The sequence below is a fragment of the Nocardia ignorata NBRC 108230 genome (assembly GCF_001612905.1).
Lineage (GTDB): Bacteria > Actinomycetota > Actinomycetes > Mycobacteriales > Mycobacteriaceae > Nocardia > Nocardia ignorata.
The window spans coordinates 63,503-81,874 of sequence record NZ_BDBI01000018.1; the positions used below are offsets into that span (position 1 = coordinate 63,503).

Annotated in this window: 17 protein-coding genes, 1 tRNA gene and 1 pseudogene; 11 read left to right on the plus strand and 8 right to left on the minus strand. The window is 68.1% G+C overall.

The window, feature by feature from the left end; translation table 11 throughout:
* Window positions 1-21: 21 nt before the first annotated feature.
* The 3 genes from NI2_RS16615 to NI2_RS16625 are packed head-to-tail and all read left to right on the plus strand — an operon-like array spanning window position 22 to window position 3,055.
* On the plus strand, window positions 22-588 hold the full coding sequence (locus NI2_RS16615; RefSeq protein WP_067491890.1) for a GTP-binding protein: 567 nt from the start codon (window positions 22-24) through the stop codon (window positions 586-588).
* Window positions 585-1,838 (plus strand): cytochrome P450, encoded by a 1,254-nt coding sequence (locus NI2_RS16620; RefSeq protein ID WP_067491841.1) that lies wholly within the window; start codon window positions 585-587, stop codon window positions 1,836-1,838. Before NI2_RS16615 ends, NI2_RS16620 begins: the two co-directional genes overlap by 4 nt.
* Complete coding sequence (locus NI2_RS16625) at window positions 1,835-3,055, plus strand: cytochrome P450 family protein (RefSeq protein ID WP_067491843.1); 1,221 nt, start codon at window positions 1,835-1,837, stop codon at window positions 3,053-3,055. The genes NI2_RS16620 and NI2_RS16625 overlap by 4 nt, the downstream gene beginning before the upstream one ends.
* A gap of 52 nt (window positions 3,056-3,107) precedes the next feature.
* On the opposite strand, the gene NI2_RS16630 is transcribed toward NI2_RS16625, so the two are convergent.
* The 4 genes from NI2_RS16630 to NI2_RS16645 form a co-directional block, all read right to left on the minus strand.
* On the minus strand, window positions 3,108-4,253 hold the full coding sequence (locus tag NI2_RS16630; protein WP_067491845.1) for an acyl-CoA dehydrogenase family protein: 1,146 nt from the start codon (window positions 4,251-4,253) through the stop codon (window positions 3,108-3,110).
* Window positions 4,254-4,318: 65 nt separating this feature from the next.
* Window positions 4,319-4,391 (minus strand) — tRNA-Glu (locus NI2_RS16635).
* Window positions 4,392-4,511: 120 nt separating this feature from the next.
* Window positions 4,512-4,871, minus strand: a complete 360-nt coding sequence (locus tag NI2_RS16640; RefSeq protein WP_133733809.1) for a cupin domain-containing protein — start codon at window positions 4,869-4,871, stop codon at window positions 4,512-4,514.
* Between the two features lie 86 nt (window positions 4,872-4,957).
* The gene (locus NI2_RS16645) at window positions 4,958-5,722 is read right to left on the minus strand and encodes a hypothetical protein (protein ID WP_067491849.1); all 765 of its coding nucleotides are present in this window, start codon (window positions 5,720-5,722) and stop codon (window positions 4,958-4,960) included.
* 96 nt (window positions 5,723-5,818) lie between these two features.
* Between NI2_RS16645 and NI2_RS16650 the strand changes: the two genes are divergently transcribed.
* The gene (locus tag NI2_RS16650) at window positions 5,819-6,772 is read left to right on the plus strand and encodes a DNA polymerase domain-containing protein (protein WP_067491852.1); all 954 of its coding nucleotides are present in this window, start codon (window positions 5,819-5,821) and stop codon (window positions 6,770-6,772) included.
* Window positions 6,773-6,775: 3 nt separating this feature from the next.
* Here the strand turns inward: NI2_RS16650 and NI2_RS16655 are convergent, their stop codons facing one another.
* Together NI2_RS16655 and NI2_RS16660 are read right to left on the minus strand one after the other, a co-directional pair.
* Window positions 6,776-7,270 carry a DM13 domain-containing protein gene (locus tag NI2_RS16655; protein ID WP_067491892.1) on the minus strand — a complete coding sequence of 165 codons (495 nt, stop codon included), beginning with the start codon at window positions 7,268-7,270 and terminating at the stop codon, window positions 6,776-6,778.
* A gap of 55 nt (window positions 7,271-7,325) precedes the next feature.
* Window positions 7,326-7,886, minus strand: a complete 561-nt coding sequence (locus tag NI2_RS16660; RefSeq protein ID WP_067491854.1) for a GlcG/HbpS family heme-binding protein — start codon at window positions 7,884-7,886, stop codon at window positions 7,326-7,328.
* A 197-nt stretch (window positions 7,887-8,083) separates the two neighbouring features.
* Between NI2_RS16660 and NI2_RS16665 the strand changes: the two genes are divergently transcribed.
* The 3 genes and pseudogenes from NI2_RS16665 to NI2_RS16675 all read left to right on the plus strand — a co-directional run.
* Window positions 8,084-9,265 carry a sensor histidine kinase gene (locus NI2_RS16665; protein WP_133733808.1) on the plus strand — a complete coding sequence of 394 codons (1,182 nt, stop codon included), beginning with the start codon at window positions 8,084-8,086 and terminating at the stop codon, window positions 9,263-9,265.
* 11 nt (window positions 9,266-9,276) lie between these two features.
* A complete protein-coding gene (locus NI2_RS16670) occupies window positions 9,277-9,909 on the plus strand; it encodes a response regulator (RefSeq protein WP_067491858.1) in 633 nt (210 codons plus the stop codon).
* Between the two features lie 377 nt (window positions 9,910-10,286).
* A pseudogene (locus NI2_RS16675) lies at window positions 10,287-10,613 on the plus strand (transglycosylase family protein); the annotation flags it as partial.
* Window positions 10,614-10,699: 86 nt separating this feature from the next.
* Here NI2_RS16675 and NI2_RS16680 read toward each other — a convergent pair.
* Window positions 10,700-11,917: a PucR family transcriptional regulator gene (locus NI2_RS16680; RefSeq protein WP_067491862.1), complete on the minus strand. Its 1,218-nt coding sequence runs from the start codon at window positions 11,915-11,917 to the stop codon at window positions 10,700-10,702.
* Between the two features lie 193 nt (window positions 11,918-12,110).
* Here NI2_RS16680 and NI2_RS16685 point away from each other — a divergent pair, with 193 nt between their 5' ends.
* A complete protein-coding gene (locus tag NI2_RS16685; RefSeq protein ID WP_067491896.1) occupies window positions 12,111-13,256 on the plus strand; it encodes an esterase/lipase family protein in 1,146 nt (381 codons plus the stop codon).
* Window positions 13,253-14,611, plus strand: coding sequence for a lipase family protein (locus tag NI2_RS16690; protein ID WP_067491864.1), 1,359 nt, complete (start codon window positions 13,253-13,255; stop codon window positions 14,609-14,611). Before NI2_RS16685 ends, NI2_RS16690 begins: the two co-directional genes overlap by 4 nt.
* Before the next feature lie 461 nt (window positions 14,612-15,072).
* Here NI2_RS16690 and NI2_RS16695 read toward each other — a convergent pair whose 3' ends face one another.
* Window positions 15,073-16,026 (minus strand): cation diffusion facilitator family transporter, encoded by a 954-nt coding sequence (locus NI2_RS16695; RefSeq protein WP_067491866.1) that lies wholly within the window; start codon window positions 16,024-16,026, stop codon window positions 15,073-15,075.
* A 227-nt stretch (window positions 16,027-16,253) separates the two neighbouring features.
* On the opposite strand from NI2_RS16695, the gene NI2_RS16700 reads away from it, so the two are divergent.
* Complete coding sequence (locus tag NI2_RS16700; RefSeq protein WP_067491868.1) at window positions 16,254-16,790, plus strand: sigma-70 family RNA polymerase sigma factor; 537 nt, start codon at window positions 16,254-16,256, stop codon at window positions 16,788-16,790.
* A 167-nt stretch (window positions 16,791-16,957) separates the two neighbouring features.
* On the plus strand, window positions 16,958-18,372 hold a 1,415-nt coding region (locus NI2_RS35740; RefSeq protein ID WP_067491870.1), incomplete at its 3' end, for an N-acetylmuramoyl-L-alanine amidase.

The window sequence follows — 18,372 nt, forward strand, 5'->3', positions numbered from 1 at the left end:
CCCGAGCGGTCACGGGCGCCGCTGCACAGCACGGCGCGGCACGGGTTGAAAATCGTCATCATCGGCGGATTCGGTGTCGGCAAAACGACATTGGTCCGGTCGGTGAGCGAGATCCGCCCCCTCGACACCGAGGCGACGATGACCGATGTGGGTGTCGGCGTCGACGACGCGAGCGGCGTGCCGGGCAAGTCGACCACCACCGTCGCCTTCGACTTCGGCCGCATCAGCATCGACGACGAGCACGTCCTGTATCTGTTCGGTGCGCCTGGGCAGCAACGGTTCTGGTTCCTCTGGGACCGGTTGTTCGCCGGTGCGCTCGGTGCGATCGTGCTGGTCGATCAGCGCCGCATCGCCGACTCCTGGTACGCCATCGACCGCCTCGAACACCAGGGCACACCATTCGTGGTCGCCTGCAACGACTTCGGTGAATCACATGCCCCCGAGGCCGTGCGCGACGCGCTCGATCTGGACCCGGCGGTCCCGCTGCTGATGTGTGACGCCCGCTCGCGTGAATCGAGCAAACAGGTGCTCATCGCCCTGATCGAGCACCTGTATTCTGTTGTCCCACAGGGGGAGACCGTCTCATGAGCACACCGGCAGGCGCCTGCCCGGTCACCGGCGCCGTCCCGCTGAGCGGTCCCGAGTTCCATATCGAACCGCACGAGGTGTACCGGCGGATGCGCCGCGAACACGGCCCGGTCGTCGCCGTCGAACTGCCCGGCGGTTTCCCCGCCTGGCTCGTGATCGGGTACCGCGAACTGCACCAGGTGACCAGCGATCCGGTGCTGTTCCCGCGCGATGTGTCGCTGTGGAACCAGTGGGGGCGGGTACCCGAGGACTGGCCGCTGCTGCCGATGGTCGGGCGGCCCATGCCGTCGATCTACTTCACCGCCGGTGCCGAACACCGTCGCCACCTGGCCATGGTCGAACCCGCTCTCGACGCGGTGGACCACTTCGAATTGCGCCGTGCCTGTGAGGAACTCGCCGACCAGTTGGTCGACCGGTTCTGTGGGCGCGGCGCCGCCGACCTGGTCGCCGAATTCGCCGAACCGCTGCCCGTGCTCGCGCTCGGGCGCATCCTCGGCCTGCCCGACGCCGATGCCGCCGACCTGGCGCTGACCATGAAGACCCTCGCCGACGGCGGCGCCGACGCCCAGGCCGGGCATATACGTTTCGCCGAGCACATGGCCCGCCTCGTCGCCGCCAAGAAGGCCCGCCCCGGCGGCGACCTCACTTCGTTGATGCTGGCCGATCCCGAGCCGTTCACCGACGAGGAGTACATGAACGACCTGATGGCCATCGCCGCCGCGGGTCACCTCACCACCGCCGACTGGCTCGGCAGTTCGATGCGGCTGATGCTCACCGACGAACGGTTCGCCGCCGCGCTCGGTGGCGGCAGGCGCAGCGTCGGCCAAGCCATGAACGAGGTGCTCTGGGAAGAGGGGCCGACCTCCATCCTGGCCGGTCGCTGGGCCGCCCGCGATACGCGCCTGGGCGACCGCACCATCCGCGCCGGGGACATGCTGCTGCTCGGATTGGCCGCTGCGAACCTCGACCCGCATGTGCGCCAGTCGTTCTCCGACGGCGACACCGTGCCCACCGGCAACAACGCGCACTTCGCGTTCAGCTACGGCGAATATCGCTGCCCGTACCCGGCGCAGCAGATCGCCGAGATCATCGCGCGCACCGGGATCGAGGTGCTGCTCGACCGGCTCCCCGATGTCGACCTGGCGGTTCCGGCCGACCAGCTCACCCGGCGACCTTCGGCTTTCCTTCGGGGCATGCAAGCACTGCCCGTTCGTTTCACCCCTGTTCGACCCGTCGGAGGTTTCTCGTGAGTTCGCAATGCCCTATCGCCATCGACCCCATGGTCGGTGATCTCGCGGGGGAGACCGCCCGACTACGTGACGCGGGGCCGATCACGCGGATCGACCTGATGGGTGTGACCGTGTGGACCGTCACCGACCACGCTCTGGCCCGTCAGCTGACCACCGACACCCGCCTGGTCAAGGACATCAACGCCTGGAAACTGTTCGCCGACGGCGTGGTGGGCAACCAGTGGCCGCTGATCGGGATGGTCGACGTCGACCGCTCGATGTTCAGCGTCGACGGCGCCGAACACCGCAGGCTTCGCCTCAAGACCGCGCAGGCGCTGGCCCCGCGCCGGCTCGAGCAGCTGCGCCCGCGGATCGAGGCGCTCACCGCCGAACTCCTCGACGACCTCGCCGCGGCCGGTGCCGACGGCACCCCGGTGGATCTCAAGCAGGTGTTCGCCTACCCGCTGCCCATGCGCGTGGTCGGCGACCTGATGGGCGTCGCGCGCGAGGACCACGCCCAGCTGCTCGACTGGTACAAGAAGTTCTTCTCGGTGATGACCCCGCAGGACGAGCGCCTGCGCGTGATCGGCGAGCTCGACGTGTACTTCACCGACCAGGTGCGCAAGAAGATCGCCGATCCGGGCGACGATCTCACCTCGGCGTTCGTGGTGGCGGACGAGGGCGGCGAGGCGCTCACCGAGGAGGAGGCGATCGGCAATATCAAGGCCCTCGTCGCCGCCGGGCACGAGACCACCGTGAGCCTGATCGTCAACACCGTGCGCGCGCTGCTCAATGAACCCGAGCAGCTGGCGAAAGTCCTTGCCGGAGAGGTGGACTGGAAGCAGGTCATCGAGGAGTCGCTGCGCTGGGACGGGCCGGTCTCGCACCTGCTGATGCGCTTCGCCACCGAGGACATCACCGTGGGCGAGACCGTCATCGAGAAGGGCGAGGGTGTGGTGATGTCCTACCGTGCCGTCGGCCGCGACTTCGCCGTGCACGGTGAGACCGCCGACGAGTTCGACGTGACCCGCTCGACGGCCAACCGCCACCTCGCCTTCGGCTACGGCCCGCACATCTGCCCCGGTGCGGCACTGTCGCGGCTCGAGGCGGCGATCGCGCTGCCCGCGCTGTTCGCCCGCTTCCCGAATCTGCGCCTGGCCGTGCCCGACAGCGAACTCGGCAACCTGCCGGTGCTGACCCAGAACGATCTGGCCGCCTTGCCGATCACCCTGAACTGACCGGCGTCGCGTCGCGCCCGGTGGATCGCTTCACCGGGCGCGACGCACTGCTTCACAGACCCAGATCGCGGCCGATCAGTTCCTTCATGATCTCGTTCGAACCCGCCCAGATCTTGGTGACCCTGGCGTCCATCCAGGCCCGCGCCACCCGGTATTCGCGCATGTAGCCGTAGCCGCCGTGCAGCTGTACGCAGGCGTCGAGCACGTCGTTCTGCACCTGCGCCGACCACCATTTGGCCTTGGCGGCGTCGACGGCCGACAGCTCGCCGGTGGTGTGCGCGGCGAGGCACTGGTCGATGAAGGCCTGCGTGACCTCCACCTTGGTGACCAGCTCGGCGAACAGGAATTTGTTGTACTGGAAGCTGCCGATCTGCTGCCCGAAAGCCTTGCGCTCCTTGGCATATTCGAGGGTCTCGTCCAGGATCGCGGCCGCGTGGGCGATATTGGAGGCGGCGGCGCCGATGCGTTCCTGGGGCAGCATCTGCATCATGGTGATGAAGCCGCGGTCGAGTTCACCCAGGCGGTTGGCGTCGGGTACGCGCACGTTGTCGAAGAACAGCTCGGCGGTGTCGGATTCGGGCTGGCCGACCTTGTCGAGTTTGCGGCCACGGGTGAAGCCGTCCATGCCGTTCTCCACGACGAACAGGGTGATGCCCTTGGCCTTCTTCTCCGGGCTGGTCCGGGCGGCCACGATCACCAGGTCGGCGTTGAAGCCGTTGGTGATGAAGGTTTTCGAGCCGTTGATGATCCAGTCGTCGCCGTCGCGCACGGCGGTGGTCTTCAGCGCGGCCAGGTCGGAACCGCCCGACGGTTCGGTCATGCCGATGGCCGTGATCAGCTCGCCCGTGCAGAACTTCGGCAGCCAGCGCCGCTTCTGCTCGTCGGTGGTCAGTTCGACCAGGTAGGGGGCGCACACGTCGAAGTGGATGCCGAACGACGACGAGATCGCCGCACCGGCCTTGGCCAGTTCCTCGCCGAGCACCGCGTTGAACCGGTAGTCACCGGCGTCGCTGCCGCCGAATTCCTCCGGAACGCCGAGCCCGAGGTAGCCCAGTTCGCCTGCGGCCAACCAGGTTTCGCGATCGATCGCGCGCTGTTCGATGAACTTCTCGGCCTTGGGTTCGATCGACCGCTTGACGAATTCGGCTACCGAGGCACGGAAGGCCTCATGGTCCTCGGTGTAGAGGGTGCGCTTCATTCCTACAGTGTACGAATGGCAGACACGAAAAAGCTCCCCGGTCGGTGGACCGGGGAGCTCATCTGTAGCCCCGACGGGATTCGAACCCGCGCTACCGCCTTGAGAGGGCGGCGTCCTAGGCCGCTAGACGACGGGGCCAGAACAGCAATTCACCAGGGTGAACCGCGCGGAACATACCTTAGCCGACGACCGGGCGATCGACCAAAACGGGCGGCAGAAGGCCCGCTCACCGCCGGGGGCCTTTCGTTGCGTTCGCGGTCAGCCCGGGAACTCGAGCTCGGCTTCCTGGTCGGCCTCGAGCAGGAAATAGCCGAGGAAGGTGACGCCGTCGTGGCGGGCGTCGAAGCGGGCGATGCGCACGTGCGCGGGCTCGTAGAACACGTCGCCGGGGCGCAGGATCGTGGGATCTTCCCCGTCGATTCGGTATATGGCGGAGCCGGATTCGATGCTGCCGAAGACCGGTCCGTTGTGCAGGTGGAGGCCACCGGCGAAGTCGGGGGCGAGGGTGATGCGCCTGATCTCGACGCGGTGCAGGGCTTGCAGTGATGGCAGCACCTGGTCGAGAAGAGTCGAGCGGACCACCGGCGCTTGGCCGACTTCGGGGCTTGGGTCAGGCATGGCGAGGTCGTTCCGTTCCGATTGAGCTGTGTGTGCCCCTTATTCATAAAGCACAGGGACTCGAAATCGAAGCACTGACGGCTCTGTCAGTAGTTGTGGTGCCAGCCGAGGTCATGGAGGCGGTGGAGGGCGGCATCGAGCATGGCGCGGCCGGGGGAACCGTCTCGCCACCAGACTGACCAGTGGACGTCGATCGACAGCATCAGGAGGGTGTGGTGCCCGTCGGCGTCGGAGATGCCGGAGACGTGGGCCTCCCGCAACACGGTGACCGAGATCGGGGTCCAGAACCCGAGGTCGTACCTGCCGACCCACACTCCGTCGGATCGTCGTCGCGCAGGGATTCCGAGGCCGCGAACCCTGTTGTCGAGGTCGTCGAGGATGAATTCGTCACCGGTCGGCACCAGGGCGGTGGGCAGCGCGGCCAGTGTGTCGTCGACGCGGATCTCGCTCCATCCAAGCCATCGCAGCTCGGACGCTTCGCCGGACGTCGTCAGCAGGTCGTCGAGCATTGTCGTCATGGCATGTCCATCGACGCCGACCGGAGCGGACGATGTGGGCACCAGGACGCTGCCCGCCGCGTTCACGCGCACGTGGTCGTCGGGCTCCGACCGGTCGGCGACCATCCACACGCCGTCGACATTGTTCGTCACACATCGGGATGCCTCGACCCGCAGCGGAATGAACAAACCGCGGGACAGCTCGATGATGGCCGCCACCGCATGGTGGGCTGCCATCCGCTCTCGGTCGACCGGCGACACCGCGGGGTCCAGCGGCCAATCGAGATCGAGAAAGGCTCGCGGTGGGCCGAGGCCTGATGCGTAGATGTCGTATCCGGAATTCTCGGCGCGCACACGAGTGAGCGTGCCGGTGCCGATACGTCGGCGGCAACGTCTTTTTCGACGAGCGCGGTGGTTGACCTGGTCGGTGGTGGGGTGGAGGGTGGAGCGATGGCCGGTAAAGAGGTGTGGGGCGGGGTCGAGATGTCGAATCTCGATCAGCCGCTGTTCGACGGTGCCGAGGCGACCAAGCGGGATCTGGTCGGGTACCTGGAGGTGGTGGGGGAGCGGCTGGTGAAGGTGCTGCGGGGGCGGCCCTTGTCGGTGGTGCGGGTGCGGCCGGGGCAGGAGCCGTTCATGCAGAAGAATCTGCCCAAATACACGCCGGAATGGGTGGGGCGCACAACGGTGTGGGCGGAGAGTTCGCGGCGGGAGATCACCTATGCGCTGTGTGACGACCTGCGGACGCTGCTGTGGTTCGGGAATCAGCGTGCGGTCGAGTATCACCCGACCTTGTTCCTGGCCGAATCAACGCCCGCGCCAACGCATCTCGTGCTGGATCTCGATCCGTCCCCGGGGCAGACGTTCGCCGACGCGGTGGCAGGCGCCCGGCTGATCCGGGAGGCGCTGGCGGCCGACGGGCTGGCGGGGGCGGTGAAGACGAGCGGGTCCAAGGGGTTGCATGTCTTCGTGCCGGTCGTCGACGGCATCGACGTGGAAGACGCGGCCGCGGCGACCCGGGCGGTGGCCGCGCGGGCCGAACGCATCGATCCTGCCGTCGGGACAACGGCTTTCATCCGTGAGGACCGCCACGGGAAGGTGTTCCTCGATGCCACGCGTGCGGGCGGCGCCACCGTCGCGGCGGCCTACAGCCCGCGCATCCGTCCGGGCGTCACCGTGTCGTTTCCACTGCACTGGTCGGACCTCGACGATGTGACGCCAGCGGACTTCACCCTGCGGACCGTGCCCGGCCTGATCGGCGACTCCGATCCTTGGTCATCGGAAATGCCTGAACCGCAACAACTTCCGGAGGACCTGATCGCCGAAGGGCACACCATCCCCGTCGCGCGGGTACAAGCGATGCACGAGGGCAAACGACGCGCCCGCGCCCGTCGCGCGGAATGAGAATCAGACCGGAGTGAGCGTCGCCGCGCCGAAGGAGACGTGGAACCGCTCGCACCAGATGCTGACCGAACGCACCGAGGACAGATCGGTTCCGGCGGGCACCTCGTAGTTCTGATTGCCCTCGTTGCCCTTCAGCGCACCGAGATCGATATGGGTGCCGTCGTCGAAGTTGTGCCAGTCGTCGGGGATCACCGGCTGATCGGTGAGCCATACCCGCAGGGCGGGGCCGTCGGAGGTGCGCAGGTCGGTGATCCGCACGACCACGGTGCCGTCGGCGGCGCGCTGCAACACCACGGTGCCAGAGGTGTCGTGTTCGTGGGAGAGAAACGTGCCCTGGGCGAGCAGCGGCGGCGGGGCGCCGTCGGCGGCGACCACCGGGGCCTCGTCGACCGTGACCGTGGTGAACAACCGCCACGGCTGGAACAGATACAGCCCCACCGCCACCGCCGCGACCAAGCCGATGGTGAGGACACTGAACAGAACCCGGCGAGCGGACATGATGCCTCCTTCGAGGTCCATCATTCTCCGTCCGCCCGCCGGGCGCAGCCTTCGATCAGTTACCGAGCGCGGCCACGCCTGCTTGCGCGAACTTCTCGTCCAGATCGCCGCTCGGCGCGCCTGCCACGCCGATGCCCGCGATGGGCGCGCCCTTCGACTTCACCGGGGCGCCGCCGCCGAGGAAGAGGGTGCCGTCGATGTCGGCCAGGTGGGGTGCGGACTCGAGCCGCTTGGTGAGCTCGCTGGTCGGCGCGTTCCACGAGACGGAGGTGAACGCCTTCTGCTGGGCGGCGTCGTAGGACTGCGGGCCCGCGCCGTCGCCACGCAGGGTGACGATCACATTGCCGTTGCGGTCGACCACGGCCACGCTCACCCGCTGGTTCTCCTTGGCGGCCGCGTCGAGCGCGGTCTGGGCGGCCTTGGTCGCGGCGGCGACCGACAGGTGCGTGCTGGTGGCCAGATTGTTGTCGGCGGCCTCGGCGACGACGGGGGTGCGGGTGGCCGGGTCGGGATCGGCGGCCTGCACGGTGACGACACCGACGACGCCCGCGCCGACCACAGCGGCGGTGGCACCGGCGACGATGAGGCGGTTACGGGTGCTGAACTTGCTGGTCATTGCTGCTCCTGAGCATTTCTCGGCCGTCGGATCTGCGGCGCGGCCTGGTGATATCCATCCTGTTCGCCCGGCGGCTTCCGCGAATCGACGGTGTGGCTGGAGTGCGCGGCCGGATCGGACGACACCGTGGTCAACCGATCGGATGACCCGCCGGGCCCCGGCGCCGGGAGAGAATGCCGAGGAGAGGAGGTGGCCGCATGGACCTCGGTGACCAGCGCGAGGACACCCGTCTGCTCGCGATCATCGTGCACAGCGCGTTCTACGTGCTGCTCGCCGCGTCGCTGTTGCGCTGGCTGATCCGGCACAGCGAGACCCGTTCGACACCGCTCATCGTCGTCCTCGCGGTGGCGCTGGCGGTGCTCTACGGGCTCAGCGAGCTGCGGGAGTCGCGCCGGCTCGTGTGGTTCGCGGCGCTGGTGCTCACCTGGTCGGTGCTGGTGGTGCTCGCACCGAGTTTCGCCTGGTGCGCGGTGCCGTTGGTGTACACGGGCCTGCGCATCCTCTCCGAACGCACCGCGGTGACGCTGGTCGTCGTGCTGACCGCGCTGGTGGTGGCCAGTCAGGTGCGCATCGCGGGCTGGCTCGATCCGAACCTGATGCTCGCGCCGCCCGCGGTGGCGGCCGTGACCACCGCGTTGTTCGTCGGTATGCGCAGGCAGGCGACCCGGCAGGCGGCGCTCATCGACGACCTCGTGCGAACCCGTCAGGAACTGGCCGACACCGAACGACGCGAAGGCACCCTGGCCGAACGCGAACGGCTCGCGATGGAAATCCACGACACCCTCGCCCAGGGTCTGTCCAGCCAGCGCATGCTGTTGCAGGCCGCCGACCTGGTCTGGGATACCGATCCGGGGCTGGCCCGCACGCACCTGCGCTCGGCCGCCGAGGTCGCCGAACGTGACCTCACCGAAGCGCGCCGCTTCGTCCACGATCTCGCCCCCGCCGATCTCGCCGCGGGCGGGTCGCTGGCCGCCGCGCTGACCACGCTCGCCGCCCGCGAATCCACCGACACGCTGACAGTGCGATGCCATATCGAAGGTGCGCCGGTGCCGCTGCCGCAGCGCGTGGAAGCCACGCTGCTCCGCATCGCCCAGGGCGCGCTGGCCAATGTGCGCGAACACGCGCGGGCGAGCACGGCGACACTCACGCTGACCAGCCTCGACGACCAGATCGTTCTCGATGTGGCCGACAACGGACGCGGCTTCGATCCCGGTGACGTCGGCGATCCGGCCGAGCATCGGGGTCACGGTCTGCCTGCGATCCGGGCGCGCGTGCGTCAGCTGGGCGGTACCTGCGCGATCGAATCGGCGCCGGGGGAGGGGACGGTGCTGTCGGTGTCGATCCCGTTGGCCCCGGTCGAACCGGGCGATGCCCGCTAGCATCGGCCGTTATGACCACCACCGTGCGCCTGCTGATCTGTGACGATCACGCGGTGGTGCGCGCGGGCCTGCACGCCCTGCTGTCGAGCGCACCGGGGATCGAGGTGATCGGGGAGGCCGCCGACGGCCCGGCGGCGGTGGCGCTGGCCGGGCGCCTGCACCCAGATGTGGTGCTGATGGATCTGCAGCTCGGCGGCGAGATGGACGGGGTGGCCGCGACCAGGCTCATCACCGCCCAACCGGCGCCGACACCGCACGTTCTCGTGCTGACCACCTACGACACCGATGCCGACATCACCCGCGCGATCGAAGCGGGCGCCACCGGATACCTGCTGAAGGCCGAACGCCCCGAGGAACTGTTCGCCGCCATCCGCGCGGCCGCGAGTGGCCAGACCGCATTGTCGGCGCCGGTCGCGGCCAAGGTCATGGCCAAGATGCGCAATCCCGGGCCCACCCTCACCGCCCGCGAACGCGACATCCTCGGCAAGCTGGCCGAAGGCCTCGGAAACCGGGAGATCGCCCGCGCGCTGCACATCAGCGAGGCGACGGTGAAAACGCATCTCGGGCGCATCTACGACAAGCTCGGCGTCGATACGCGCGCCGCCGCGGTGGCCGTGGCATCGGAGAAGCGGCTCCTCGCCTGAGGAGCCGCGGCCACTACTCATACAAAGGGTTGCCCGAATTGCGCGGAAGAAACGTGAGCAGGCCCACTAATTTTTTGTGAGGCCGGTCACAAATAGCCGCCTGAAACACAGTTCTGTGATTACGGATTTATCACGAACGACCAGCGGTGAACAGCGTACGTTTGGACAAACTTTGCTACATAAGCGTCCGTGATCGGTGCGTGATCTTCCGTTGCGAAACAGCTACATTCGATCACGGCTTGAACAACAACCCGAGCCGAATCGAATCGCAGAACGCCGCAAAGCCTGCCCCGCGACTCGAGGATCCCCGACATACCTGTGGGGCAGGGACGCGGTAGTTCGAATACCGAGTCGGTGGGCGCAGGCAGGAAATGCTTATGTCTTTCAATCGCAAGTTCACCACCCGTGCCCTCGGTTTCGCCGCTGTCGCCGGTGCCATGATCGCCGTTCCGGCCGGTCTGACCACTGCCACCGCTTCGGCGAACAACTGGGACGCCGTGGCGCAGTGCGAGAGCAGCGGTAACTGGGGTATCAACACCGGTAACGGCTACTACGGCGGTCTGCAGTTCTCGCAGAGCACCTGGGAGGCCTACGGCGGCACCGGCACGGCCGACAACGCCAGCCGTGAAGAGCAGATCCGCGTCGCCGAGAACGTGCTCGCGGCCCAGGGCCCCGGTGCCTGGCCGACCTGCAGCGCCTACCTGTAAGGTACGCCGCGCAATAAACTTTCCTTGTCGGGAAACGGAATACCCGCTATTCGAAGCACACGTCGAATAGCGGGTTTTTTCGTTTATGCGGAATCCAGCCGATATACCGTGAGGGCGGCCGCGAGCATTCGTGAATCCTTGGGATCGGCCGGGTCGAGGCCGGTCAGGTCGGCAATGCGGCGCAACCGGTAGGTGAAGGTATTGGGGTGGACATGAATCCGCCGCGAGGCGGTCTTCCGATCGGCGCCGTACTGCAGATGCGCTTCGAGCGCCTCGACGAGATGCGGGCTCGACAGCAGCGGAATCACGCGTTGCGCCAACCGCTCTCGCGCCGGGCCCGGCCGGGTGAGCTGATACTCGAGCAGCAGATCGTCCAGGCGGTAGCACCCGCCGGGTTTACCCCGGAGCCGAGCCAGCTCGGTCAGTTCGCTCGCGTCTTTGGCGGCGGTGGGAATGTCGTCGCGGGCCACCTCCGAGAACTCCGCGAGGAACACCGGAACCCCGAATTGTTCGGCCAGTCGCGTGGCGAGCTGGTCGAAGCGCGCGGCGTCGAGGACATCGGCCTCGGAGCGGCTCAGCAGGGCGATGCCGCTGGTGCCGTCGAAGGTGGCGGGGGTGGTCGTTCCGGTCAGCGCGTCGAGGGCGCGCTGCAACACCCGGATGCGGCGGCGCGTCAGCAGGTTGGCCGCGCTGCCGGTGCGCGGCTGCTCGTCGAGGTGGATCGCGAGCACCGTGTACTGCTCGGCCAGCATCGTGTCGGCGCGCGCCGCGAGTTCCTCGGCCGGTAGCCCGCGCACCAGCGCCGAGCATAATTCGCGCCGGGCCTCGCGTTCGGCGTGGTAGATCGACTGCTCCACCTCGGTGTAGGTCTCGACCACGGTCATATTGATGTGGCGGAGCAGATCGAGCAGCCGGCTGAACACGTGGATGAATTCGAACATCTCGCTGGGCTCGGCCTCCGCGGAGGCCGCCGCGAGCAGCGACTGCGCCGATGCGTGAATGGCATCGATGAGCAGCGGCAACGGCAACCGGTCCTCGGCATGACGCTCGGCGACCGGGGCCACGAACATGGCCACCTCCGACTTGGTGAACTCCCGGTTCGAGGCGATCGCGTCGAGCACCGCCCGGCCGCAGGCATAGATGGTCGGCAGCACCTCGGCGGTGAAGTGGCCGGCGGGCAGTTCGGCGGGGGCTTTGGCGGCGAGTCCTTCGGCGAGCATCCGCTCGGCGATCTGGGGCCAGCGACTCAGCAGACGAGTCGTCAGATCGGGTGACGCGGACGTGGCTTGTTCGGCGAGCATGCCTGGAATTGTGTCCCAAGACAGGGCGAAAGTGGGCGCTCCAGTCGGCTACGACGAGAACTTGGTTCACGAGACAAGAACGGTCGCGTTTTCTGGGCGCACGGTGCAGTGACACCCTGTGGCCCCGGTCATAGATTCGCAGAACGCGCATCGGGCCACCTGCCCGACGACGCTGTTCTACGGAAGTGAAACCTTGATTGCAACGACGCATCCTTTTCGCCGAACCCTGTCCGCGTTCGGCATCGCCGCCGCGCTCGTCGCGCTCGGCACCCATTCGGCCGCCGCGACTCCCACGCTCGAACCGACCGTCGCCTCGCTGGCCGAATACCTGACCGCCACCGCGCCGACCACTCCCGACGGCCGCCCCACCGCCATCGCCGACACCGGCAGCTCCTCGGGCAGCGGGTCGGGTTCGTCGAGTCGTGCCTCCGACACCATCGGTGAGGGCCCCTCGATGTCGGCTTACCTGCCCGCCTTCGCCTACGGCCTGCTGAACCCGGACGCCGCGCCGCCCAAGGCCAACCGCTGGGACTGCAAACCCACCGCGGCCCATCCGCGACCGGTGGTCCTGCTGCACGGCACCTGGCTCAATGCCTACGACACCTTCTCCTATCTGTCACCGCGGCTGGCCGACGCCGGGCACTGCGTGTTCACCCTGAACTTCGGCAAGTCGACCCTGCTGGAAGCCGGTGGGCTCGGCGCGATTCTGCCCGGTCGCAACGGGGTGGGCCCGATGGTCGAATCCTCAGGCCAGGTGGCCGCGTTCATCGAGCGGGTGCTGGCCGCGACCGGCGCCGAACAGGTCGATATCGTCGGCCACTCCCAGGGCGCGACCATCGCCAACCACTACCTCAAGTTCGACGGGGGACGGGGCAAGGTCGCCACCCTTGTGAGCTTCGGCGGCACCCACCACGGCACCTCACTGCTCGGTATCGCCACGCTCGGCCGCATGATCAACAACGCGGGCATCGACATCCTCGGCTTCTACCGCCCGATCATCGGCGCCGCCAATGTGGAACAGGCCATCGGCTCGCCGTTCTACACCACGCTCAACGCCGACGGCGACACCGTGCCAGGCGTGCACTACACCGTGGTCGGCTCCCGCTACGACGAAGTGATGAACCCTCTCGACCTGGGCTTCCTGGTCGCCGGACCGGACGCGACCGTCGACAACATTACGCTGCAGGCGGGCTGCGAACAGGACGTCTCCGACCACCTGACGATGATGTATTCCCCGCGCGCGGCCTCCATCGCGCTGCATGCTCTCGATCCGGCGAGCGGACCCGAGCTGGCCTGCACGTTCAACCCGTGGTTCTTCGGCGGAGGCGGCAGCCTATGACCAGTCTGCTCGATCGGGCGGCCACCCTGCGCGGAGCTCCGCCGCTACCGCCCGACGATCCCTTCTATATCGCTCCGCCCGATCTAGAGACGCTCGCGCCCGGCACGGTGGTGCGGTCGCGCTCGGTGGAGCTGGCCCTGTTCGGCATGGTGCCGCAGCGTATCGCCGCGTGGCAATTGCTCTATCGCACCTGTGATCTCGACGGCAATGCCGAGGTGACGGTGACGACGGTGCTGTTGCCCTGGGGTGCCGACCCGCGCGAGTCCCGTCCGCTCGTCTCGTTCCAGTGCGCGATCGATGCCGTTGCCCCGCGGTGCTTCCCGTCCTACGCCTTGCGCCGCGGCGCGCAGACCATCGGCTCGATCGCCCCGCTGGAACTGCCGATCATCGCGATGGCGCTGCGGCAGGGGTGGGCGGTCTCGGTCCCCGACCACGAGGGGCTCGACGGGCGGTTCGGCGCCGCGAGGGAACCCGGTTACCGGGCGCTCGACGGCATCCGTGCGGCACTGAGTTTCGGCGCGCTCGGGTTGTCGCCCTCGAATCAGGTTGCACTGTGGGGCTATTCGGGCGGCGGGCTGGCGACGGCCTGGGCGGCCGAGCTGGCCGCCGAGTACGCCCCCGAGCTGGATATCGTCGGCGCCGCCGCCGGGTCGCCCGTGGGTGACCCGGCGGCGGCGTTCGTCCGGCTCAACGGTGGCTGGTTCGCCGGATTCCCCGCCGCCTTCGTCGCCGGTCTGCGCCGCGCCTACCCGGAGCTGGTCCCCGTGCTGGAAGACCACTTCGACACGCGGTTCCGCGCCCTGCTCGGCGAGGCCGAACAACGCAGTACCTTCGCGCTGTTGCTGCGGTTCGCCCGCCGCGATGTCGCCCGCCACCTGCGCGGCGGCATCGCGGAACTGCTCGCCGAACCGGTGCTGCGCCGCGTTCTCACCGACATCGAGCCCGGCGGCAAGGCCCCGGCCGCCCCGCTGCTCGTGGTGCAGGGTGTGCGCGACGAGGTGATCGCGGTCGCCGACATCGACGCGCATGTCCGGCGCTACGAGCGGGCCGGTGCGACCGTGCGGTACCTGCGCATCCGCAACGGTTCCCATCTGCCGCTGGAGTTCCTCGTCGTCCCGGTCGTCCTCGACTGGCTCGCCGACCGCTTCGCGGGCAGACAGACCGAGACCGGGACGGAGACGGTGACCTCGGTGGCCCGTTCCGTGCGGGCGGTGCGCAAGCACCTGGAGTTCCTGCAGGTCGTGCTGACCATGGTCGCCGGTCGGCCGATCGGTGTGGCCGATGCCCCGTCGGCGCCGGCCACACAGTCCTCGCCGCTGGTGCCCGAAGAAAGGGAAATATTACGTATCAGCTAATTCTCCGCACCTTTCCCGCACGCGCCGAGTCCTAAACATAAAAGGTGAATAAATAACTCTCAGAAAGTTCTCATGCAATTTTAAGTAACACGCTGTCGCACCTATAATCGCAGGTGGTGATAGGTAAAACCGGGTTACTGTAACGGCTGTCACTAATCCGTAATTTGCGTAACTCGCGGCGTTCGGTGGTCGATATGCCATTCGTAAGCCAGCCTCGGCTGGAGCATGAGAAACAGAGGAGTATTTATGATCCCCGTTATCATCGACACCGGTAGCGCCGCCCTGAACGGTCTTTTCGACACCCTGGGTGCTGCTCTGCACGGTCTGGTCGACACCCTGTGGACCGGCTCCTTCGGCGGCTGATTCGTCAGCGCTTTCGGCCGGTGACGGCCGGGTCGACGGGAACGTCGGCCACGAGAATGCCCCGCACCTTCCGGTGTGGGGCATTCTCGCGTCCGGGGTCAGTGCGTGTGCGGTGCTTCGGCCGTGTGGGTGTCGCCGCAGGCGCTGCTCTGCCGGTTGCCGATCGCGAGCACCTCCGGGGTGGCGTGGTCGACCTGCAGGGTGACGTGGCTGATGTGGTGGTCGTGGTCGAGCATGTGCGCCACGTCTTCGCGCACCGCGTGGCAATCGCGGCCCGGCTGCACCAGGATGTGCGCCGACAGGGCAGGGGAGCCGGAGGTGATCTCCCAGATGTGCAGATCGTGCACGCCGACCACGCCGTCGCGGGCGCGGATGTCGGTGTCGATCTGCGCGGGATCGAGGTAGTCGGGGGCGGCCTCGAGGAAGATGCGGCTCGACGCGCGGATCAGCCCGACACCTGCCTTGATCATCAGCGCGACCACGATCAGAGTGGCGACGATATCGGCGCGAGCCCAGCCCGTCAGGATGATGACCACACCCGCGACAGCGGTGGCGATGAACGCGAACAGGTCGTTGAGGATGTGCTGGTAGGCGCCCTCGATATTGAGGCTCGTCCGATCGGCGCGACTGATCATCCAGGTGGCGAGCACATTCACGGCCACACCGACCAGCGCGGTGACGAGCACCAGGCCGCCGTGTACTTCCGGCGGCTCGAACAGCCTGCGGATCGCCTCGTAACCGAGCCACAGCGCGAGCAGCAGCAGGGTGAGCCCGTTGGCCTGGGCGGACAGGATCTCCACCCGCTTCCAGCCGAAGGTCATCCGTCCCCTCGGCGGGCGCGCGGCCAACCGGATAGCCCACAGCGCCAGCGCGATGGACGCGGCGTCGGTGGTCATATGCGCGGCGTCGGACAGCAGTGCCAGCGAATCGGCGACGATACCGACGATGACCTCGCCGATCAGGAACGTGACGATCAGGGCCAGCGCGCCCGCCAGCCAGCGTTTGTCGCTGTCGGCCGACACCCCGTGGTCGTGCCCGTGTCCTGCGCCCATGCGATTTCCCCTCTCCGGTGAACCGAACGGCGCAATCATATGCACGAATCGCTATGTATGCAATTCCTTCGTGGCCCGGGAACGGAGCGAGCCCGGCAGCCCTGCTCCCCCCTCCTGGAGCAGGCCCGGCCGGGCTCGCAGGAACTACTTTCCGGCACGGCACCAGCAGGATCCTGAAGAGTCGCTTAAGGCGTTGTCATCGGGCGGTCCGGCCGCGATAACCCGGTATGGCGGACAACTTCTGTAACGCGCACTGCGCGCGACTGTGTACCAGGGACGGGCTGGCCGACGTGCTGGCCACCGATCGCGGCCTGCTGCACTGGCGGGCCATGCGCAGCCTCGGCGATCGCGGGCTGGCCGAGCATGCCGTACAGGAGACCTTGCTGCGCGCGTGGCGCGCGTGCGCCGACTTCGACGCGCGCAAGGGCAGCGTGCGCACGTGGCTGCTGGCGATCGAACGCAATGTGGTCGTCGATATCGTGCGGGCTCGGGCCGTGCGCCCGATCGATGTGGGTTTCGACGACCTCGCCGAGTTGGTGCCCTGCGGCAGGCCGGATTTCGCCGACGGGCTCGTCGACGGCCTGCTCGTCGACGAACTGCTCGCCCGGTTGCCCGAACCTCAGCGCGCGGCCGTGGTCGAAGTGATTCTGCGTGATCGCGGATACCGGGAAGTGGCCGAGGATTTCGGTGTTCCCGTCGGCACGGTGAAGACCCGCGTGCACTACGCGCTGCGCTCGCTGCGGCAGTTGCCGGAGGTTGCCTGACGCGCTTCAAAAACCGCCCATCTGGGCACCTGACCAGCGATTATCGGCCTATTGCAGTTCGGTAACGGCGCTTGCCCTGTCGTTGTACACGTGGCAAGAGTTAACTACTGGGTTTGGTGTTACCAATGGGAAGGGAGGGGTGCTCCGTTCCGGAGCGCCGACCGAACATGAAACCAGACATCATCAAGGCCGGTCTCTGCTCCACAGTCTCCGCCGCGGTCGTGGTGTCGCTGTCCGGGCTGCTGCCCGTGACCGCCCACGCCGCCCCCGAACCAGCGCAGGGCGATCAGCTCGCCGGGAAGACGATCTTCCTCGACCCGGGTCATCAGGGTCCGGCCCATGCGGAAGATCTCACCCGCCAGGTCGACAACGGCCGAGGCGGAACCAAGGACTGCCAGACCACCGGCATGACGTCGCTGGGCGGCGTCCCCGAGCACACCATCAACTGGGAAGTGGCCCAGCTGGTGAAGACCTCGCTGCAGGCGCTCGGCGCCGAAGTGGTGCTCAGCCGCGCCGACGACGCCGGATGGGGCGGCTGCGTGGACGAACGCGCCCGCGCCGCGAACGAATCCGGCGCCGAGGTGGCGGTGAGCATCCACGCCGACAGCGCACCCGTCGACCAGCGCGGCTTCCATCTCATCCTGCCGCAGCTCCCGGTGCCCGATCCGGCCGTCGAGCAGGCCCAATCGCGAGCCGGGCTCGCCGCGTCGAGCGCGGTGCGCGACGCCTATGTCGCGGCCGGGATACCGCCCGCGACCTATGGCGGGGCGAACAACGGGCTGCAGACCCGCGCCGATGTGGCCGGGCCCGCCTTGACCCGGGTACCGCTCGTTTTCGTGGAGATGGGCAACGGCGCCAATGCCGAGGACGCGGCGCTGCTCGAATCGCGCGAGGGACGGCTGCAACACGCGGTGGCCATCACGACCGGATTGGTCGGTTATCTGCTGAACAAACCGATCGGGCCCGCGCCTGCCCTGGCATCGGCACCCAAGCCGATTCCGGGTCGCGCGCCGGTGGCGACCCCGGTTCCCACGCCCGGGCAGGAGCCCGAGCCGGGTGCGGCGACGGACTCGACGACCGAGAAGCCGGGGCAGTCCGATACGACTTCGCCGCGGCGGGGTGAGCCGTCTACCAGCAAGTCCGCGCCCGGTGCTGCGGGTGAGTCGGGTCAGGGATCGGTGCCGGAGTCCGACGGGACCGGGCAGGGATCGGCGCCCGAGTCCGGTGGAGTCGGCCAGGGATCCGCGCCCGGTGCGGCGTCGGGACCCGAGTCCGGTGGAGTCGGTGAGGGTGCGGCGTCGGGACCCGGGTCCGGCGGTGTCGGCGAGGGGTCGGCACCTGGATCGGAGGCGACCGGAAACGGTGCGGGGCCCGAATCCGGGGCGAACGGGCCGGGGTCCGCGCCCGAGTCGGGCCCGGCAGGCGCACCCGCCCAGGGGTCGCCGGAGAACGGCGCGGCCGGCGACGAATCCGGCCAGAACTCGGCACCCGTGGAGGAACCGTCCAGCGATTCCACCACCCCGGCAGCGCCCGCCCCCGCGCGCGCACCGGCCCGGGCCCCGATCGCCGACCCGGCGCCGCT